Below are 14,505 nucleotides of genomic sequence, written 5' to 3'. Positions count from 1 at the left end.
GTTCGGGCGGGATCCACCCGGAGTTCAGCGATAGGTGAGCGTGTCCCCGGCCAGGTGCGGGTGCTCGTTGAAGGTGAGCAGCCGGGTGCCGCTGCGGCCCACGACCACCCGGGTCACCGAGCTGTTGACCAGCACCGTGTTGAAGGCCGACCAGAGCCGGGCGGGGTCGGTCGGGTCCACCAGGCTCGCGGCGGCCGCGCCGATCGGGCCACCGGAGGTCACCACGACCACGGTCCCGGTGCGGGCGCGGTCGACGGCCCGGTCCAGGGCGGCCCGGGTGCGGGCCAGGAAGCCGTCGTACGACTCGCCGCCCTCGTGGACGTGGCCGGCCACCCAGTGGGCGGTGGCCCGCTCGAAGAGGTCCTGGAAGGCTCGCCGGTCGGTCGGCAACTCCTCCCCCATCGCGCCCACCAGGGTCACGTGGTCGAACTCGTCCCAGTCGGCGTCGACCTCGGGTACGACGTCCCAGCCCGACGTCTCCAGCATCGCCTCGGCCGTCTCGCGGTGCCGGCGCATCCCGCCGCGCACGACGGCGTCGGGCCGTACCCCGAGGCCCGCGAGGTGCGTGCCGAGCAGCCGGCCCTGCTCGTGGCCGGTCGGCGAGAGCACGTCGTAGTCGTCGGCCCCGAAGGACGCCTGGCCGTGCCGGACGAGGAGGAGCAGCCCCATCAGGTGCCGGTGAGTCGCCGGCAGCGCGACTCGAGGTAGCCGACGGCGGGGCCGAAGACGGCGTACTGCTCGTTGGTGGTCTGGCCGTGGAAGTAGCGGTACCAGATCTGCTGGGCGATCACCGCGAGCCGGTAGAGGCCGAACACCTCGTAGAAGCGCCACTGCTCGGGGCTGACGTCGTAGCCCATCCGCCGGGTGTAGCGCTCGACGATCTCGGCGCGGGTCCACATGCCGGGGGCCTGCGAGGGCTGGCGGCGGAACATCTGGAAGAACTCGTCGTCGCCCTCCTCGACCCAGTAGGCCATCGAGCCGCCGAGGTCCATGAGCGGGTCGCCGACGGTGGCCATCTCCCAGTCGAGGACGCCGACCACCCGGGTCGGGTCGTCGGGCGCCACGACCAGGTTGTCGAGGCGGAAGTCGTTGTGGATCAGCACCTGCGCGACGTCGTCCGGCTGGTGCTCGGCGATCCAGGCCTCGATCGCGCTCCAGTCGCCGGTGTCCTCGGTGCGGGCCTTGGCGAACCGGGAGGTCCAGCCGGCGACCTGGCGACCGACGTACCCCTCGCCGCGGCCGAGCGCGGCCAGCTCGGGGTGGGCGGCGACGTCGACGGAGTGCAGCTCGGCCAGCACGTCCCAGGCGTTGCCGCACAGGGTCGAGACGTCGTCGCGGCTCATCGTCGGCGGCAGGTCGCGGCGCGGGACGGTGCCCTCGACCTTGGCCATCACGTAGAACGGCGAGCCGATCAGCGCCTCGTCCTCGCAGAAGCCGACCATCTCGGGGACGTAGGGGAAGACCGGCGCGAGCGCGGCCTGGATGCGGTGCTCGCGTCCCATGTCGTGGGCGCCGGCGGCCTTCTGGCCGGAGGGCGGGCGGCGCAGGATCAGCTCGCGGTCCGTCATCCGCAGGAGGTAGGTCAGGTTGGACGCCCCGCCCGGGAACTGGCGGACCTCCTCGATCGGCCCGAGGCCCAGCCACTCCTGGACGGCCGCGGTGTCGAAGGCGTCCTCGTCGCGGACCGGCTTGGCCGGATTGCCGTCGCTCACCGCTCCGCCCTCTCGTGCAGCTTGCGGGCCTGGTCGCGCATGATCGCGTCGTAGGTCGCCCGGTCACCCCGCTTGAGTCCGTACGCCGTGCGCCCGGCCTCGTCGGGGAGGATCATCTCGTCGCCGCGGTCCAGCCCCTCGAGGACGGCGCCCGCGATGTCCGCGGCCGACGTCGGCGAGTCGTCGACCAGGGCGCGCATGGTCTCGGCGAGCGCCGAGTCGGCGCCGCGGATCGAGCTCATCAGGTTGGTGCGGAAGAACGACGGGCACACGACGTGCGCGGTCACGCCGTACGACGCGAGCTCGTGGCCGGTGGTCTCGGTCAGGGCGACCACCGCCGCCTTCACCGCGTTGTACGACGCCATGCCCGCGGGGTGGACCAGCCCGGCCAGGGACGCGACGTTGACGATGCGGCCGCTGCGCTGGCGCTTGAACATCGGCACGAAGGCGCGGGTGCCGCGGACCGCGCCGAACAGGTTGATCTCGGTGATCCACTGCCACTCGTCGAGCCCGGCCACGTCGAGCCGCCCGCCGCCCGCGACGCCGGCGTTGTTGACCAGGACGTCGAGCCCGCCCCAGGTCTCCTCGACGTGCTGTCGTGCGGCCTCCCAGTCGGCGTCACTGGTGATGTCGAGCGTCAGCCCTTCGTTGGTCGAGTAGCCGTCGCGAGGAACGAGCGGCGGCGTATCGAGACCCGCCACATCGGTGCGCAGCACCTCGTCGCCGCGCGCCTCGAACGCCTCGGCCAGTGCCGCTCCCAGCCCGGAGGCGGCACCCGTGATCAGGACCCTGCTCATCGCTTCGCTCCGTACTTCCCCAGCTCCAGGCGGGCGACGACCCCGCGGTGCACCTCGTCGGGCCCGTCGGCCAGCCGCAGCGCCCGGGCGGCGGTCCACGCGGCCGCGAGCGGGAAGTCGTCGGAGAGACCGGCGCCGCCGTGCAGCTGGATGGCCAGGTCGATGACGCCCTGGGCCATGTTCGGCACCGCGACCTTGATCTGCGACACCTCGGACAGCGCGTTCAGCGGGCCGCCGACATCGAGCTTCCAGGCCGCGTTCAGCACCAGGAGCCGCGCGGAGTCGATCGCGATCCGGGCGTCGGCGATCTTCTCGCGGTTGCCGCCCAGGTTGGCGATCGGCTTGCCGAAGGCACTGCGCTCGAGGGCCCGCGTGCAGGCCAGCTCGAGGGCCAGCTCGGCCAGCCCGATCAACCGCATGCAGTGGTGGACCCGGCCCGGCCCGAGCCGGCCCTGGGCGATCGAGAACGCCTCGCCCGGACCGCTGATGATGTTCTCGAGGGGGACCCGCACGTCGGTGAACGAGACCTCACCGTGGCCCAGCGGCTCGTCGTACAGGCCCATGGTGGAGAGCATCCGCTCGACCTTCACGCCGGGCGCGTCGCGCGGGACGAGCACCATCGAGTGCCGGTGGTGGCGGTCGGCGTCGGGGTCGGTGAGACCCATGAAGACGAAGATCCGGCAGTCCGGGTGGCCGACGCCGGTCGACCACCACTTGCGCCCGTTGATCACCACCTCGTCGCCGTCGACCACCGCGGTCGCGGCCATGTTGGTCGCGTCGGAGGAGGCCACGCCCGGCTCGGTCATCGCGAACGCGGAGCGGATCTCGCCGGCCAGCAGCGGCTCCAGCCACTGCTTCCTCTGGGCGTCACTGCCGTACTTCAGCAGCACCTCCATGTTGCCGGTGTCGGGCGCGTTGCAGTTCATCACCAGCGGAGCGATCGCGCTGCGGCCCATGATCTCGGCGAGCGGGGCGTAGTCGACGTTGGTCAGCCCCTCGCCGTACCCCTCGCTGTGGCCGGCGGGCAGGAAGAGGTTCCACAGCCCCGCGTCCCGGGCCTTGCGCTTCAGCTCGTCGATGACCGGCAGCACCTGCCACGGGTCACCGCTGCGGCGCTGCTCGGCGAGGTCGGCGTGGTACGCCGCCTCCACCGGCTCGATCTCCTCGGCGACGAAGGCCCTGACCCGCTCGGTCAGGTCGGCAGCGCGCGGAGACGGTGAGAAGTCCATGTGACCGACCTTACGTAGAGGCCGAGTCAGCAGAAGTGGGGGCGCGAGTCAGCACTACTGGTGCTGACTCGACCCCCGACTTCTGCTGACTCGGCGGGGAGCGGGATCAGGCGGGGAAGGTCTCTCCCCGCTCGGCCAGGTCACGCAGGTACGACGTGGGGCGGAACCGCTCGCCGTACGTCTCCGCGAGCTCGTCGGCGCGCTTCACGAACGCCGCCAGGCCGATGGATCCGTCGGCGGCCTCGTAGCCGGTCATGAACTGGGCCGCGCCGCCGGTCATCGGCGGGAAGCCGATGCCCATGATCGAGCCGATGTTGGCCGCGGCGGCGGAGGTGATGACGCCCTCCTCGAAGCACTTGGCCGTCTCGAGCGCCTCCGCGAAGAGCATCCGCTCCTTCATGTCGACGAACGGGATCTGCTCCTCGGCGATCGGGAACTGCTCGGCCAGGCCGGACCAGATCGAGCCGCGCTTGCCGTCGACGTACTCGAAGAAGCCGGCGCCCTTCAGGCGCGAGGGGCGGTCGAGGCCGATCATCGTGTCGACGACCGCGGTGCCCGGGTGCTCGGAGTACGGCGTGCCGTCGCGCTCGGCCGCGTCGCGGGTGGCCTTGGCGATCTTGGCCATCAGCTCCATGTTGAGCTCGTCGGTCAGCTGCAGCGGGCCGACCGGGTAGCCGGACTGGGTCGCGGCGCGCTCGATCGAGTACGGCCGCTGGCCCTCGGCGAGCAGGGCCAGGCCCTCGTTGACGAAGAAGCCGATGACCCGCGAGGTGTAGAAGCCGCGGCTGTCGTTGACGACGATCGGGGTCTTCTTGATCTGCTGCACCACGTCGTAGGCCTTGGCGAGGGCGACGTCGGAGGTCTCCTTGCCGCGGATGATCTCGACCAGCGGCATCTTGTCGACGGGGGAGAAGAAGTGCAGGCCGATGAAGTCGGCCGGCCGGTCCACACCCTCGGCGAGCTCGGTGATCGGCAGCGTCGAGGTGTTGGAGCACAGCAGCGCGTCCGCGTTCACGTACGGCGCGATCTCGGCGAAGACCTTCGCCTTCAGCGACGGGTCCTCGAAGACCGCCTCGATGACCAGGTCGCAGCCGGCCAGGTCGGCCGGGTCGCCGGTCGGCGTGATCCGGTCGAGCAGCTCCTGGGACTTCTCCTCGGTCAGCTTGCCCCGGCTGACCGCCTTGGCGTTGAGCTTCTCGGAGTAGGCCTTGCCCTTCGCCGCGTTCTCGTCGGAGACGTCCTTCAGGACGACCTCCATGCCGGCGCGGGCGCAGGAGTAGGCGATGCCGGCGCCCATCATGCCGGCGCCCAGGACGCCGACCTTGGTGGCCTTCCACGGCTCGATGCCCTGGGGGCGGAGCGAGCCGGACTTGATCGCCTGCAGGTCGAAGAAGAACGCCTGGATCATGTCCTTCGAGCCCTGGTTGATGACCAGGTTCGTGAGGTAGCGCGACTCGATCCGCGAGGCGGTGTCGAAGTCGACCTGGGCGCCCTCGACGGCCGCGGACAGGATCGCCCGCGCGGCCGGGAAGACCGCGCCCTTGGTCTGCTTGCGCAGCAGGGCGGGGAAGGCCGGCAGGAAGCCGGCCAGGGCCGGCGACTTCGGCGTACCGCCGGGCATCTTGTAGCCGGGCGCGTCCCAGGGGCTCAGCGTGGTCTCGGGGTTGGCCTTGATCCAGGCCTTCGCGGCCGGGACCAGCTCCTCGCGGGTGGCGACCAGCTCGTCGACCAGGCCCTTCTCCTTCGCGGCCGACGCCTTGAACTGGGCGCCGGTGAGCAGGATGTCCATCAGGCCGGCCTGGAGGCCGAACTTGCGGACGATGCGGGTCACGCCGCCGCCGCCGGGCAGCAGGCCCAGGCTCGACTCGGGCAGGCCGACGATCACGCCGGGGCCGTCCCACGCGATGCGGTGCTGGGTGGCCAGGCAGATCTCGTAGCCGCCGCCGAGCGCCGCGCCGTTGATGGCGGCCACGACCGGCTTCGGGAACTTCTCCAGCCGGCGCAGCGCCGCCTTGACGGTCTCGCCCAGGGCGAAGACGTCGGCCGCGTCGTCGGGTCCGGCCTGGACCATGTTCTTCAGGTTGCCGCCGGCGAAGAAGGTCTTCTTCGCGCTGGCGACCACGACGCCCGTGACGTCGGCCTCCTCGGCGTACAGCCGGTCGACCGCGGCGTTCATGGAGTCGATGTAGAGCTGGTTCATCGTGTTCGCGCTCGACGTCGGGTCGTCGAGGGTCAGCGTCACGATGCCGTCGGCGTCGCGCTCGTAGTGGACGGCGGACTGGGTCTGGGTCTCGGTCATGGCTCTCTTCCTCAGACGATCTCGACGATGGTGGCGATGCCCATGCCCCCGCCGACGCAGAGCGTGGCGAGGCCGCGGCGCTGGTCACGACGGACCAGCTCGTCGATGAGCGTGCCGAGGATCATCGCGCCCGTGGCGCCGAGCGGGTGGCCCATGGCGATCGCGCCGCCGTTGACGTTGGTGATCTCGTGGCTGATGTCGAGGTCGCGCATGAACCGCATGGCGACCGCGGCGAACGCCTCGTTGATCTCGAACAGGTCGATGTCGCCGACCTCGAGACCGGCCTTGGCCAGCGCCTTGCGGGCCGCGGGGGCCGGACCGGTGAGCATGATCGTCGGGTCGGCGCCGGAGACCGCGGTCGCGATGATCCGCGCACGCGGGGTCAGACCCAGGTCGGTGCCGACCTGCTCGGAGCCGATCAGCGTGAGGGCGGCGCCGTCGACGATGCCGGAGGAGTTGCCGGCGTGGTGGACGTGGTCGATCTTCTCGATCCAGTGGTACTTCTCCAGGGCCACGTCGTCGAAGCCCGCGTCGGCGCCGATGCCGGCGAACGACGGCTTCAGACCGGCCAGGCCCTCGGGCGAGGTGTCGGGCCGGATCGTCTCGTCGGTGTCGAGGACGGTCAGGCCGTTGATGTCCTTGACCGGCACGATCGCGCCGGAGAAGTAGCCGTTGGCCCAGGCCTTGGCGGCCCGGTGGTGCGACTCGGCGGCGTACGCGTCGACGTCGTCGCGGTTCCAGCCCTCGATGGTCGCGATCAGGTCGGCCCCGATGCCCTGCGGCACGAAGCCGGCGCGGAACGCGGTGGCCGGGTCGGAGGCCCAGGCACCGCCGTCGGAGCCCATCGGCACCCGGCTCATCGACTCGACGCCGCCGGCGAGGATCAGGTCCTCGAAGCCGCCGCGGACCCGCGAGGCGGCCTGGTTGACGGCTTCCAGGCCGGAGGCGCAGAAGCGGTTGAGCTGCACGCCCGCGACGGTGTCGGGGTAGCCCGCGGCCAGCGCCGCGGTCTTGGCGATGTCGCCGCCCTGGTCGCCGATCGGCGAGACCACGCCGAGGACGACGTCGTCGACGCGCGCCGGGTCGAGGCCGGGGTTGCGCTCCTTCACCTCGTCGAGGAGGCCGACGACGAGGTCGACCGGCTTCACCTCGTGCAGCGAGCCTGCTGCCTTGCCCTTGCCGCGCGGCGTACGAAGGTGGTCGTACACGAATGCTTCAGCCATGACCGTCCTAGCGAGTGATCGAGGGATGTGCTCCGATTGTGACACTATTGGTGTCACGGTCAAGACCTGAGAGGTGGATCACGTGCCCGACGACGAGCTGCTGACGCTCGACCAGCTGACGGCCCGGGTCGGGATGAGCGTGCGCAACGTGCGCTTCTACACGACCAAGGGCCTGGTGCCGCCGCCGATCCGGCGCGGCCGGTCGGGCTACTACTCCGGCGACCACGTGGCCCGGCTGGAGCTGGTCCGCGAGCTGCAGAGCCACGGCTTCACGCTGGCCGCGATCGAGCGGTACGTCGCCGGGCTGCCGGCCGACGCCGCGCCCGAGGACATCACCCTGGCCCGGACCATGCTCGCCCCCTGGCAGGCCGACCTCCCGGTCGAGATGGACCGCGCCCAGCTGGAGCAGCGGGCCGGCCGGCCCCTCGACGAGGACGACGTCGCGACCCTGCAGGCGCTCGGCATCGTCCGGCTCCGCGAGGACGCCTACCTGGTCGCCGCCACCCAGCTCAGCATCGGCGTCCGCCTGCTCGACCTCGGCTTCCCCCGCGAGGTCGCCGTCGCCGCCGCCCGGGTCTACCAGGAGCACGGCCGGCAGATGGCCGAGGAGCTGCACGCGGTGATCGCCGAGAAGCTCGCCCCGCGCTACGGCGACAGCTCCGAGCTGTTCCAGGAGGTCCTGGAGCGGCTCAAGCCGCTGTCGGTCGGCGGACTCGTCACGGCGTACGAGTCGGCTGTGGCGCGGACGGCGCGCACGACGACGATCCGACCCTCGCGCGGCTAGCCCCCTGGTTGAGCAGCGGGGAGCGCCGGCGACGAGCGTGTCGGAACCCGGTGAGCCGACCGACCGCCTCGATCGAGGTCGCTTGTCGGGTGCGGGGGTTTCGACACGGTCGCTGCGCGACCTGCTCAACCCCCGGGGGGGCCGCGCGACGAAGCCGAGTCGCTGTCAGCCGCCGAGCGTGACCACTCCCGCACCCGGCGCGTCGAGCCGCACCTCCACCGGCAGCGGTACGGCGTCCGTCATCGCCCCGCAGAGCACGACCGACCCGGCGGGCAACGTCTCGCCGCGGGCCGCGAGGTGGCCGGCCAGGTGCACCAGGGCGAGCAGCGGGTCGCCGAGGATCGCCGCGGGGCGGACCGTCTCGGTGCGCCCGTCGACAGTCCACGAGCAGGCCAGGCCGGGCAGGTCGTCCGAGAGCGGGAACGGGTCGCCGAGCACGAAGCCGGCGGCGCTCGTGGCGTCGGCCAGCACGTCGGCCAGGCGGAAGCGGTAGCCGTCGTACCGGCTGTCGAGGACCTCGAGGGCGAGGTGCACGGCTCCGACGTACGACGCCGCCTCGGTGCGGGTGAGCGGACCGTCGAGGTCCCGGGCGAGGGTGAACGCGATCTCCGGCTCGACGCGCGGCTGGACGAGCGAGGCGAGGTCGACGGACGCCATCGCGTCGGTCAGGAAGCCGACGATCGGCTCGGCGATGCCCATGGTGTGCTGCTTCGGGGCGCTGGTCAGGCCGAGCTTGGCCCCGACCACCCGCTCCCCCGCGGCCACCCGGGCCGCCCGGTCGACGTCCTGCACGGCCAGGCCCCAGGCGGCGTCGAGGCCCGGCTCGTCGTCGGTGAACGGCCGTCGGGTACGACGCCCCGCCCGGACCGTACGCAGCTCGACCGCCGCTTCCGCGGGCGTCATCCGAGCCGCGCGGTCAGCCAGGCGGACAGGACCGCGACGGTCCCGGCGGTGAGACCGTGCCCGGACGGGTCACGGTGGCCGGTGACCTCGGCGCCGGACGTGTCGTGCAGCCAGCTCCAGGTCCGGTCGAGCAGCTCGCGCGGGATGACCGTGTCGGCGTCGCCCTGGGCCACCAGCACCGGGACGCCGTCGAGCCGACCCGCGCCCACGTCCATCCCGGCGTCCTCGAACGGCAGCGTGCCGAGCAGGACGGCGACCCCGGCCCAGCGCTGCGGGTCGGTCAGCAGCAGGCCGCCGGCGAACGCCGCGCCGCCGCTGAAGCCGACCAGCACCACGGGTCGGCCCGCGGGCGCGACCTCGTCGAGCCACGCGCGGAACCAGGCGGTCGTCGCGGCCAGGCTCTCGGCGACCGGCCGGCCGATCCCCCGGTTGGCGAACCACGCGTAGCCGCCGCCCTCGGCGATCGGGGCGCGGACGGCGACGTACTCCGGTCCGCTCGGCAGGTGGCCGGCCAGGCCGAGGATGTCGGTCTCCGACGAGCCGCGCCCGTGCAGCAGCACGACCAGCGGCGATCCGGGGTCGGGATCGCCGTACCGGGCGACGACGGGGGGCTCGAACACAGCGCGACTCCTTGCGATTGAACTTTCAATCACACCCTAGTGGGTACTGCACGACCATGACCTCCGTTCTCGTCACGGGCGCCACCGGCTTCGTCGGCCAGCGTCTGGTCCCCGTCCTCGTCGACGCCGGTCACGACGTGAGGGCGATGACCCGCCACCCGGAGACGTACGACGGGCCCGGCGAGCCGGTCTTCGGCGACGTGCACGACCCCGGATCGCTCGCCGACGCGCTCGCGGGCGTCGACGTCGCGATCTACCTGGTGCACTCGCTGGACGACGACGACTTCGAGCACAAGGACGCCGACGCGGCGCGCGGCTTCGGCCTGGCCGCCGCGGCCGCCGGGACGCAGCAGATCGTCTACCTGGGCGGGCTCGGCAAGGACGGCGACGACCTCTCCGCCCACCTGCGCTCGCGGCGCGAGGTGGAGCAGCTGCTCGGGGAGTCGGGGGTGCCGGTCACCGTGCTGCGTGCCGCCATCGTCGTCGGCGCCGGCGGCATCTCGTGGGAGATGACCCGCCAGCTGGTGAAGAACCTGCCGGCGATGGTGGTGCCGAGGTGGGCCACCACCCGCACCCAGCCGATCGCGCTCGAGGACGTGATCCGCTACCTGGCCGGCGTCATCGGCAACGACGCGGCGCTGGGACGGGTCTTCGAGGTCGGCGGGGCCGACCAGGTCAGCTACCTGGAGATGCTGCAGCAGGCCGCCGAGGTGATGAACGGCCGCAAGCCGCCGATCTTCGTGGTCCCGGTCCTGACGCCGAAGCTGTCGTCGTACTGGATCTCGTTCGTCACCAACGTCGACGTGACCACCGGGCGCAACCTCATCGACTCGATGGGCACCGAGGTGATCCAGACCGACTTCGCGATCCGCGACGTCGTCCCCGGCGAGCCGCTGACGTACGCCGAGGCGGTCCGCAAGGCCGTCGCGGAGAGCTAGCCGATCACCTGGGGCAGCACCAGCAGCATGGCCAGCGACCAGGTGATGTGGGTGAGGATCGGCGCCAGGATGCCGCCGGAGGCGCGGCGCTCGAGCCCGACCACGACGCCGAGCAGCACGGCCGCGAACGAGAGCATCAGGTTGCCCGTCGCGAGCGTGGCGATCGGGTAGGCGACGCTGGTCCACAGGACCGGTCGGCGCGGGATGGCGGCGTACGCCGCGCCGCGGAAGAACAGCTCCTCCGCGATGCCGTTGACCAGGGTGATGCCGACCAGCAGCGGCAGCGAGCCCTGGTCGGCGTAGTCGAGGACCGACGACACCTGGTCGCCCAGGAACGGGATCTCGCGCACCACGAGGGCGCCGACCACGAACACGCCCGCGAGCGCGAGACCGACGCCGATCGGCGTCGCCCAGGGACGGACCAGCCGGTCGCGGCGGGCGATCCGGCCGAGGTGGAGCGGGCCGGAGACGAAGGCACCGACCGCCCACACCGCGGCGAGGACGAGGGTCGAGACGTAGAACCACGAGCTGCCGGGCTCGATGCGGAGCGAGAAGCCGAGGACGACCGCCCCGAGGACGACGAACCCGGCCGTCACCAGCTGACGCCGCCGGAGCAGCTCAGGCGGGTCGCGGTGGTCGCGCGGGACGACGTCCCACAACGACCTCCGCATCCAGGCGACGACCGGGCTCATGAGGTCCTAGCGACGACCCGTCGAGAACGACGAGGCGCTGTGGCGCGATCCGCCGCCGCTCTTCGCGGCGCCGGCGGACTGGGTCCGCTTGGCCGCGGGCTTGCGACCCTGGCCGCCGCCCGAGGACTGCCGGCCGCCGGCCTGGCCGCCGCCACCGGTGCCGCCACCGGTGCCGCCACCGCTGCCGCCGCGCCGGCGACGGTTGCGGCCGCCGCCGTTCGCGCCGCCGCCGGCCCCGCCGGGGCGGGACTGCTTCGGCTGCCGCTGCTGCGGCTCGGGGGTGTCGACCACGAGGCCGCCCTCGACGAGCACCCGCTCGCCGGGGGCGAGCTGGGTGAGCACGGGGTGCCGCGGGCCGTCGACCTTGGTGATGGTCGGCTTGATGCCGGCCGCCCGGGTCAGGTCGCGCACGTCGCGGACCTGGTCCTCGGTCATCAGGGTGATGACGGTCCCGGCGGCACCCGCGCGGGCCGTGCGGCCCGAGCGGTGCAGGTAGGCCTTGTGCTCGGCCGGCGGGTCGGCGTGGACGACCAGCGCCACGTCGTCGACGTGGATGCCGCGAGCGGCGATGTCGGTGGCGACCAGGGTGCTGGCCGTACCGGCGTGGAAGGCGTCCATGTTGCGGGTACGGGCGCCCTGGCTGAGGTTGCCGTGCAGCTCGACGGCGGGGACGCCGTTCTTGTTGAGCTGGCGGGTCAGCGCCTTGGCGCCGTGCTTGGTGCGGGTGAAGACGACCGTACGACCGGGCGCGCTGGTCAGGTCGACCAGCACCGGCACCCGCTGCTCGCGGGCGACGTGCAGGACGTGGTGGTCCATCTTGGCGACCGGCGACTGGGCCGAGTCGGCCTCGTGGGTGGCCGGGTTGGTCAGGAACCGCTTGACCAGCACGTTCACGCCGTTGTCGAGGGTGGCCGAGAAGAGCATCCGCTGGCCCTCACGGGGCGTGCGGTCCATGATCCGGCGCACGCCGGGCAGGAAGCCGAGGTCGGCCATGTGGTCGGCCTCGTCGAGGATGGTGATCTCGATGCCGCCGAGGTCGCAGTGGCCCTGGCCGATGAGGTCCTCGAGGCGACCGGGGCAGGCCAGCACGATGTCGGCGCCGCGGCGCAGGCCGGCGACCTGGGGGTTCTGGCCGACGCCGCCGAAGACGGTCATCGTCGAGAGGCCGGCGGACTTGGCCAGCGGCGCGAGGGCCTCCTGGATCTGGCCGACCAGCTCGCGGGTCGGGGCCAGGATCAGCGCGCGGGGCCGCTTGGGCTGCGGGCGCTTGTCGGACGCCTGGAGCCGGGCGACCAGCGGGAGCAGGAACGCGTAGGTCTTGCCGGAGCCGGTGCGGCCCCGACCGAGGACGTCGCGTCCGGCGAGGGAGTCGGGAAGGGTCGCCGCCTGGATGGGCGACGGGACGGTGATGCCGCGCTCCGCGAGGAGGGCGACGAGGGAGGTGGGCACGCCGAGGTCGGCGAAGTTGTGCGAAGACAAAAGAGAGTCACTCACTGTGGCGGTGTCTCGCCAGAAGAAGCGCGCTCATGATGACGAGCGCGAGGCGGGCCCGAGGCAAGACTGGACGGGCCGCACTCCCAGCGTAGGGGTGCGGCCCGTCGTACCCAGCATCGTCGGAGGGTGACGTTGACTACTTCGTCAGCCCGTCCTTCAGATCCTTGGCGGCGTCCTTGACCTTCTCGCCGGCGTTCTTGACCTTGCCGGAGGTCTGGTCGGCCTTGCCTTCGGCCTCGAGGCCCGGGTCGTCGGTCGCCTTGCCGGCGTGCTCCTTGCCGTGGCCCTTGAGCTCCTCGGCCTTGTTGCTGATCTTGTCACCGATGCCCATCAGGGGCCTCCCTCGAGTCGATTGCGTGTCACCGTTCCAGTGACCGACGGCCCGCTCAGGCAAACTCCAGGACGCCGTCGTCGATCCGGTCCGTGCGGATGGTCCGGACGTCGGTGAGGTAGTTCTGCTTCAGCATCCACGGCGCCCGATCACCCTGCTTGGGCAGCCCGTCGAGCGCCCGCAGGACGTAGCCGGACTGGAAGTCCATGAACGGACGCTCGGTCACCGACGGGTCCTTGCGCGGGACCACGCTGCGCTGCCCGCTCTCGTCGAGGTGGGTCAGCAGGCGGACGACGTACTCGCTGACCAGGTCGGCCTTCAGCGTCCAGGAGGCGTTGGTGTAGCCGATCGTGTAGACGAAGTTCGGCACGCCGCTGAGCATCAGCGCCTTGTAGGCCATGGTGTCGCTGAGCTCGACCTTCGCACCGTCGACCTCGAGGTCGATCTTGCCGAACGGCAGCAGCTTCAGCCCGGTCGCCGTGACGATCAGGTCGGCCGCCAGCTCCTCGCCCGAGGTCAGTCGGATGCCGGTCTCGGTGAACGTCTCGATCGTGTCGGTGACGACCGACGCGGTGCCCTGGCGGAAGGCTTTGAACAGGTCGCCGTTCGGCACGAAGCAGAGCCGCTGGTCCCACGGGTCGTACGACGGCTTGAAGTGCTTGTCGACGTCGACGTGGCCGTCGAGCTGGCGATGCAGGGCCTTGCCGATCACGTTCTTGACCAGCGCGGGACGACGGCGCGAGAGCTGGTAGAACCCGGTCGCGACCAGGATGTTCTTCCAGCGCACGAGCGGGTAGCGCAGCCGCTGCGGCAGCCGGGCCAGCTTGGTGGCGAACGGGTCCTTGCCCGGCCGGGACAGGACGTACGTCGGCGAGCGCTGCAGCATCGTGACGTGCTCGGCGGTGCCGGCCATCGCGGGCACCAGGGTGATCGCGGTGGCGCCGCTGCCGATCACCACGACCCGCTTGCCGGCGTAGTCGTAGTCCTCGGGCCAGTGCTGCGGGTGGATCACGTCGCCGCGGAAGTCGTCCTGGCCCGGGAAGACCGGCGCGTGCCCGGTCTCGTAGTCGTAGTAGCCGGTGCAGGCGTGCAGGAAGCTCGCGCTGATCGGCTCGCGGCCCTCGACCTCGACCGTCCAGCGGGCGGTGTCGGAGTCCCAGCTCGCGCGGGTCACCCGGTGGTCGTAGCGGATCAGCGCGTCGACGCCGTACTCGGCCGCGACGGTGCGGACGTAGTCGAGGATGAGCGGCCCGTCGGCAAGCGCGGTGTCGCCGGGCCACGGCCGCCAGTGGTAGCCGAACGTGAACATGTCGGAGTCGCTGCGGATGCCGGGGTAGCGGAACAGGTCCCAGGTGCCGCCGCTCACCGCGCGGCCCTCCAGGACCGCGATGCTGCGGTCGGGGTGATGCTCGCGCAGCTGGCAGGCGGCCCCGATGCCGGAGAGCCCGGCCCCGATGATCAGGACGTCGACGTGTTCCATGCC

14 protein-coding genes are annotated in these 14,505 nt (G+C 71.9%); 2 read left to right on the top strand and 12 right to left on the bottom strand.

Translation table 11 applies throughout. The features are described from left to right. Nucleotides 1-24 precede the first annotated feature (24 nt). From V7S47_RS09930 to V7S47_RS09905, 6 genes are all read right to left on the bottom strand, one after another. Nucleotides 25-669, bottom strand: a complete 645-nt coding sequence (locus tag V7S47_RS09930) for a histidine phosphatase family protein (protein ID WP_336561408.1) — start codon at nucleotides 667-669, stop codon at nucleotides 25-27. Further along, nucleotides 669-1,712 carry a phosphotransferase family protein gene (locus V7S47_RS09925; protein ID WP_336561407.1) on the bottom strand — a complete coding sequence of 348 codons (1,044 nt, stop codon included), beginning with the start codon at nucleotides 1,710-1,712 and terminating at the stop codon, nucleotides 669-671. The genes V7S47_RS09930 and V7S47_RS09925 overlap by 1 nt, the downstream gene beginning before the upstream one ends. Further along, nucleotides 1,709-2,509, bottom strand: coding sequence for an SDR family NAD(P)-dependent oxidoreductase (locus V7S47_RS09920; protein WP_336561406.1), 801 nt, complete (start codon nucleotides 2,507-2,509; stop codon nucleotides 1,709-1,711). The genes V7S47_RS09925 and V7S47_RS09920 overlap by 4 nt, the downstream gene beginning before the upstream one ends. Next, nucleotides 2,506-3,738, bottom strand: a complete 1,233-nt coding sequence (locus V7S47_RS09915; protein ID WP_336561405.1) for an acyl-CoA dehydrogenase family protein — start codon at nucleotides 3,736-3,738, stop codon at nucleotides 2,506-2,508. The genes V7S47_RS09920 and V7S47_RS09915 overlap by 4 nt, the downstream gene beginning before the upstream one ends. 106 nt (nucleotides 3,739-3,844) lie before the next feature. Next, entirely contained in the window at nucleotides 3,845-6,037 is a 2,193-nt protein-coding gene (locus V7S47_RS09910) for a 3-hydroxyacyl-CoA dehydrogenase NAD-binding domain-containing protein (RefSeq protein WP_336561404.1), read from the bottom strand. Between the two features lie 11 nt (nucleotides 6,038-6,048). Continuing rightward, nucleotides 6,049-7,260 (bottom strand): acetyl-CoA C-acetyltransferase, encoded by a 1,212-nt coding sequence (locus V7S47_RS09905; protein ID WP_336561403.1) that lies wholly within the window; start codon nucleotides 7,258-7,260, stop codon nucleotides 6,049-6,051. A gap of 82 nt (nucleotides 7,261-7,342) precedes the next feature. Between V7S47_RS09905 and V7S47_RS09900 the strand changes: the two genes are divergently transcribed. Continuing rightward, nucleotides 7,343-8,044, top strand: coding sequence for a MerR family transcriptional regulator (locus V7S47_RS09900; RefSeq protein ID WP_244509247.1), 702 nt, complete (start codon nucleotides 7,343-7,345; stop codon nucleotides 8,042-8,044). 165 nt (nucleotides 8,045-8,209) lie between these two features. Here V7S47_RS09900 and V7S47_RS09895 read toward each other — a convergent pair whose 3' ends face one another. Further along, nucleotides 8,210-8,947: a 2-keto-4-pentenoate hydratase gene (locus V7S47_RS09895; RefSeq protein ID WP_336561402.1), complete on the bottom strand. Its 738-nt coding sequence runs from the start codon at nucleotides 8,945-8,947 to the stop codon at nucleotides 8,210-8,212. Beyond that, on the bottom strand, nucleotides 8,944-9,567 hold the full coding sequence (locus tag V7S47_RS09890; RefSeq protein ID WP_336561401.1) for an alpha/beta hydrolase: 624 nt from the start codon (nucleotides 9,565-9,567) through the stop codon (nucleotides 8,944-8,946). The genes V7S47_RS09895 and V7S47_RS09890 overlap by 4 nt, the downstream gene beginning before the upstream one ends. A gap of 56 nt (nucleotides 9,568-9,623) precedes the next feature. Here V7S47_RS09890 and V7S47_RS09885 point away from each other — a divergent pair, with 56 nt between their 5' ends. Continuing rightward, nucleotides 9,624-10,505, top strand: coding sequence for an NAD(P)H-binding protein (locus tag V7S47_RS09885; RefSeq protein WP_336561400.1), 882 nt, complete (start codon nucleotides 9,624-9,626; stop codon nucleotides 10,503-10,505). Here V7S47_RS09885 and V7S47_RS09880 read toward each other — a convergent pair. The 4 genes from V7S47_RS09880 to V7S47_RS09865 all read right to left on the bottom strand — a co-directional run bounded on the left by V7S47_RS09880 (nucleotide 10,502) and on the right by V7S47_RS09865 (nucleotide 14,502). Continuing rightward, nucleotides 10,502-11,197: a CPBP family intramembrane glutamic endopeptidase gene (locus tag V7S47_RS09880; protein ID WP_090851125.1), complete on the bottom strand. Its 696-nt coding sequence runs from the start codon at nucleotides 11,195-11,197 to the stop codon at nucleotides 10,502-10,504. The genes V7S47_RS09885 and V7S47_RS09880 overlap by 4 nt on opposite strands. Nucleotides 11,198-11,203: 6 nt before the next feature. Then, on the bottom strand, nucleotides 11,204-12,646 hold the full coding sequence (locus tag V7S47_RS09875) for a DEAD/DEAH box helicase (RefSeq protein ID WP_336561399.1): 1,443 nt from the start codon (nucleotides 12,644-12,646) through the stop codon (nucleotides 11,204-11,206). A 181-nt stretch (nucleotides 12,647-12,827) separates the two neighbouring features. After that, entirely contained in the window at nucleotides 12,828-13,022 is a 195-nt protein-coding gene (locus V7S47_RS09870; RefSeq protein WP_336561398.1) for a CsbD family protein, read from the bottom strand. A gap of 55 nt (nucleotides 13,023-13,077) precedes the next feature. Further along, complete coding sequence (locus V7S47_RS09865) at nucleotides 13,078-14,502, bottom strand: flavin-containing monooxygenase (protein WP_336561397.1); 1,425 nt, start codon at nucleotides 14,500-14,502, stop codon at nucleotides 13,078-13,080. Nucleotides 14,503-14,505 lie beyond the last annotated feature (3 nt).

The sequence above is a fragment of the Nocardioides sp. CCNWLW216 genome (assembly GCF_037120545.1).
Classification (GTDB): Bacteria; Actinomycetota; Actinomycetes; order Propionibacteriales; family Nocardioidaceae; genus Nocardioides; species Nocardioides lianchengensis.
Note: the sequence above shows the minus strand (reverse complement) of the source record. Positions and strands in the feature narration are given on the sequence as shown.

Excerpts from the sequence above, each read along its gene's own strand:
- V7S47_RS09930 (WP_336561408.1), bottom strand. The coding sequence starts at position 669 with ATGGGGCTGCTCCTCCTCGTCCGGCACGGCCAGGCGTCCTTCGGGGCC.
- V7S47_RS09920 (WP_336561406.1), bottom strand. The coding sequence starts at position 2,509 with ATGAGCAGGGTCCTGATCACGGGTGCCGCCTCCGGGCTGGGAGCGGCA.
- V7S47_RS09915 (WP_336561405.1), bottom strand. The coding sequence starts at position 3,738 with ATGGACTTCTCACCGTCTCCGCGCGCTGCCGACCTGACCGAGCGGGTC.
- V7S47_RS09910 (WP_336561404.1), bottom strand. The coding sequence starts at position 6,037 with ATGACCGAGACCCAGACCCAGTCCGCCGTCCACTACGAGCGCGACGCC.
- V7S47_RS09905 (WP_336561403.1), bottom strand. The coding sequence starts at position 7,260 with ATGGCTGAAGCATTCGTGTACGACCACCTTCGTACGCCGCGCGGCAAG.
- V7S47_RS09895 (WP_336561402.1), bottom strand. The coding sequence starts at position 8,947 with ATGACGCCCGCGGAAGCGGCGGTCGAGCTGCGTACGGTCCGGGCGGGG.
- V7S47_RS09885 (WP_336561400.1), top strand. The coding sequence starts at position 9,624 with ATGACCTCCGTTCTCGTCACGGGCGCCACCGGCTTCGTCGGCCAGCGT.
- V7S47_RS09880 (WP_090851125.1), bottom strand. The coding sequence starts at position 11,197 with ATGAGCCCGGTCGTCGCCTGGATGCGGAGGTCGTTGTGGGACGTCGTC.
- V7S47_RS09870 (WP_336561398.1), bottom strand. The coding sequence starts at position 13,022 with ATGGGCATCGGTGACAAGATCAGCAACAAGGCCGAGGAGCTCAAGGGC.
- V7S47_RS09865 (WP_336561397.1), bottom strand. The coding sequence starts at position 14,502 with ATGGAACACGTCGACGTCCTGATCATCGGGGCCGGGCTCTCCGGCATC.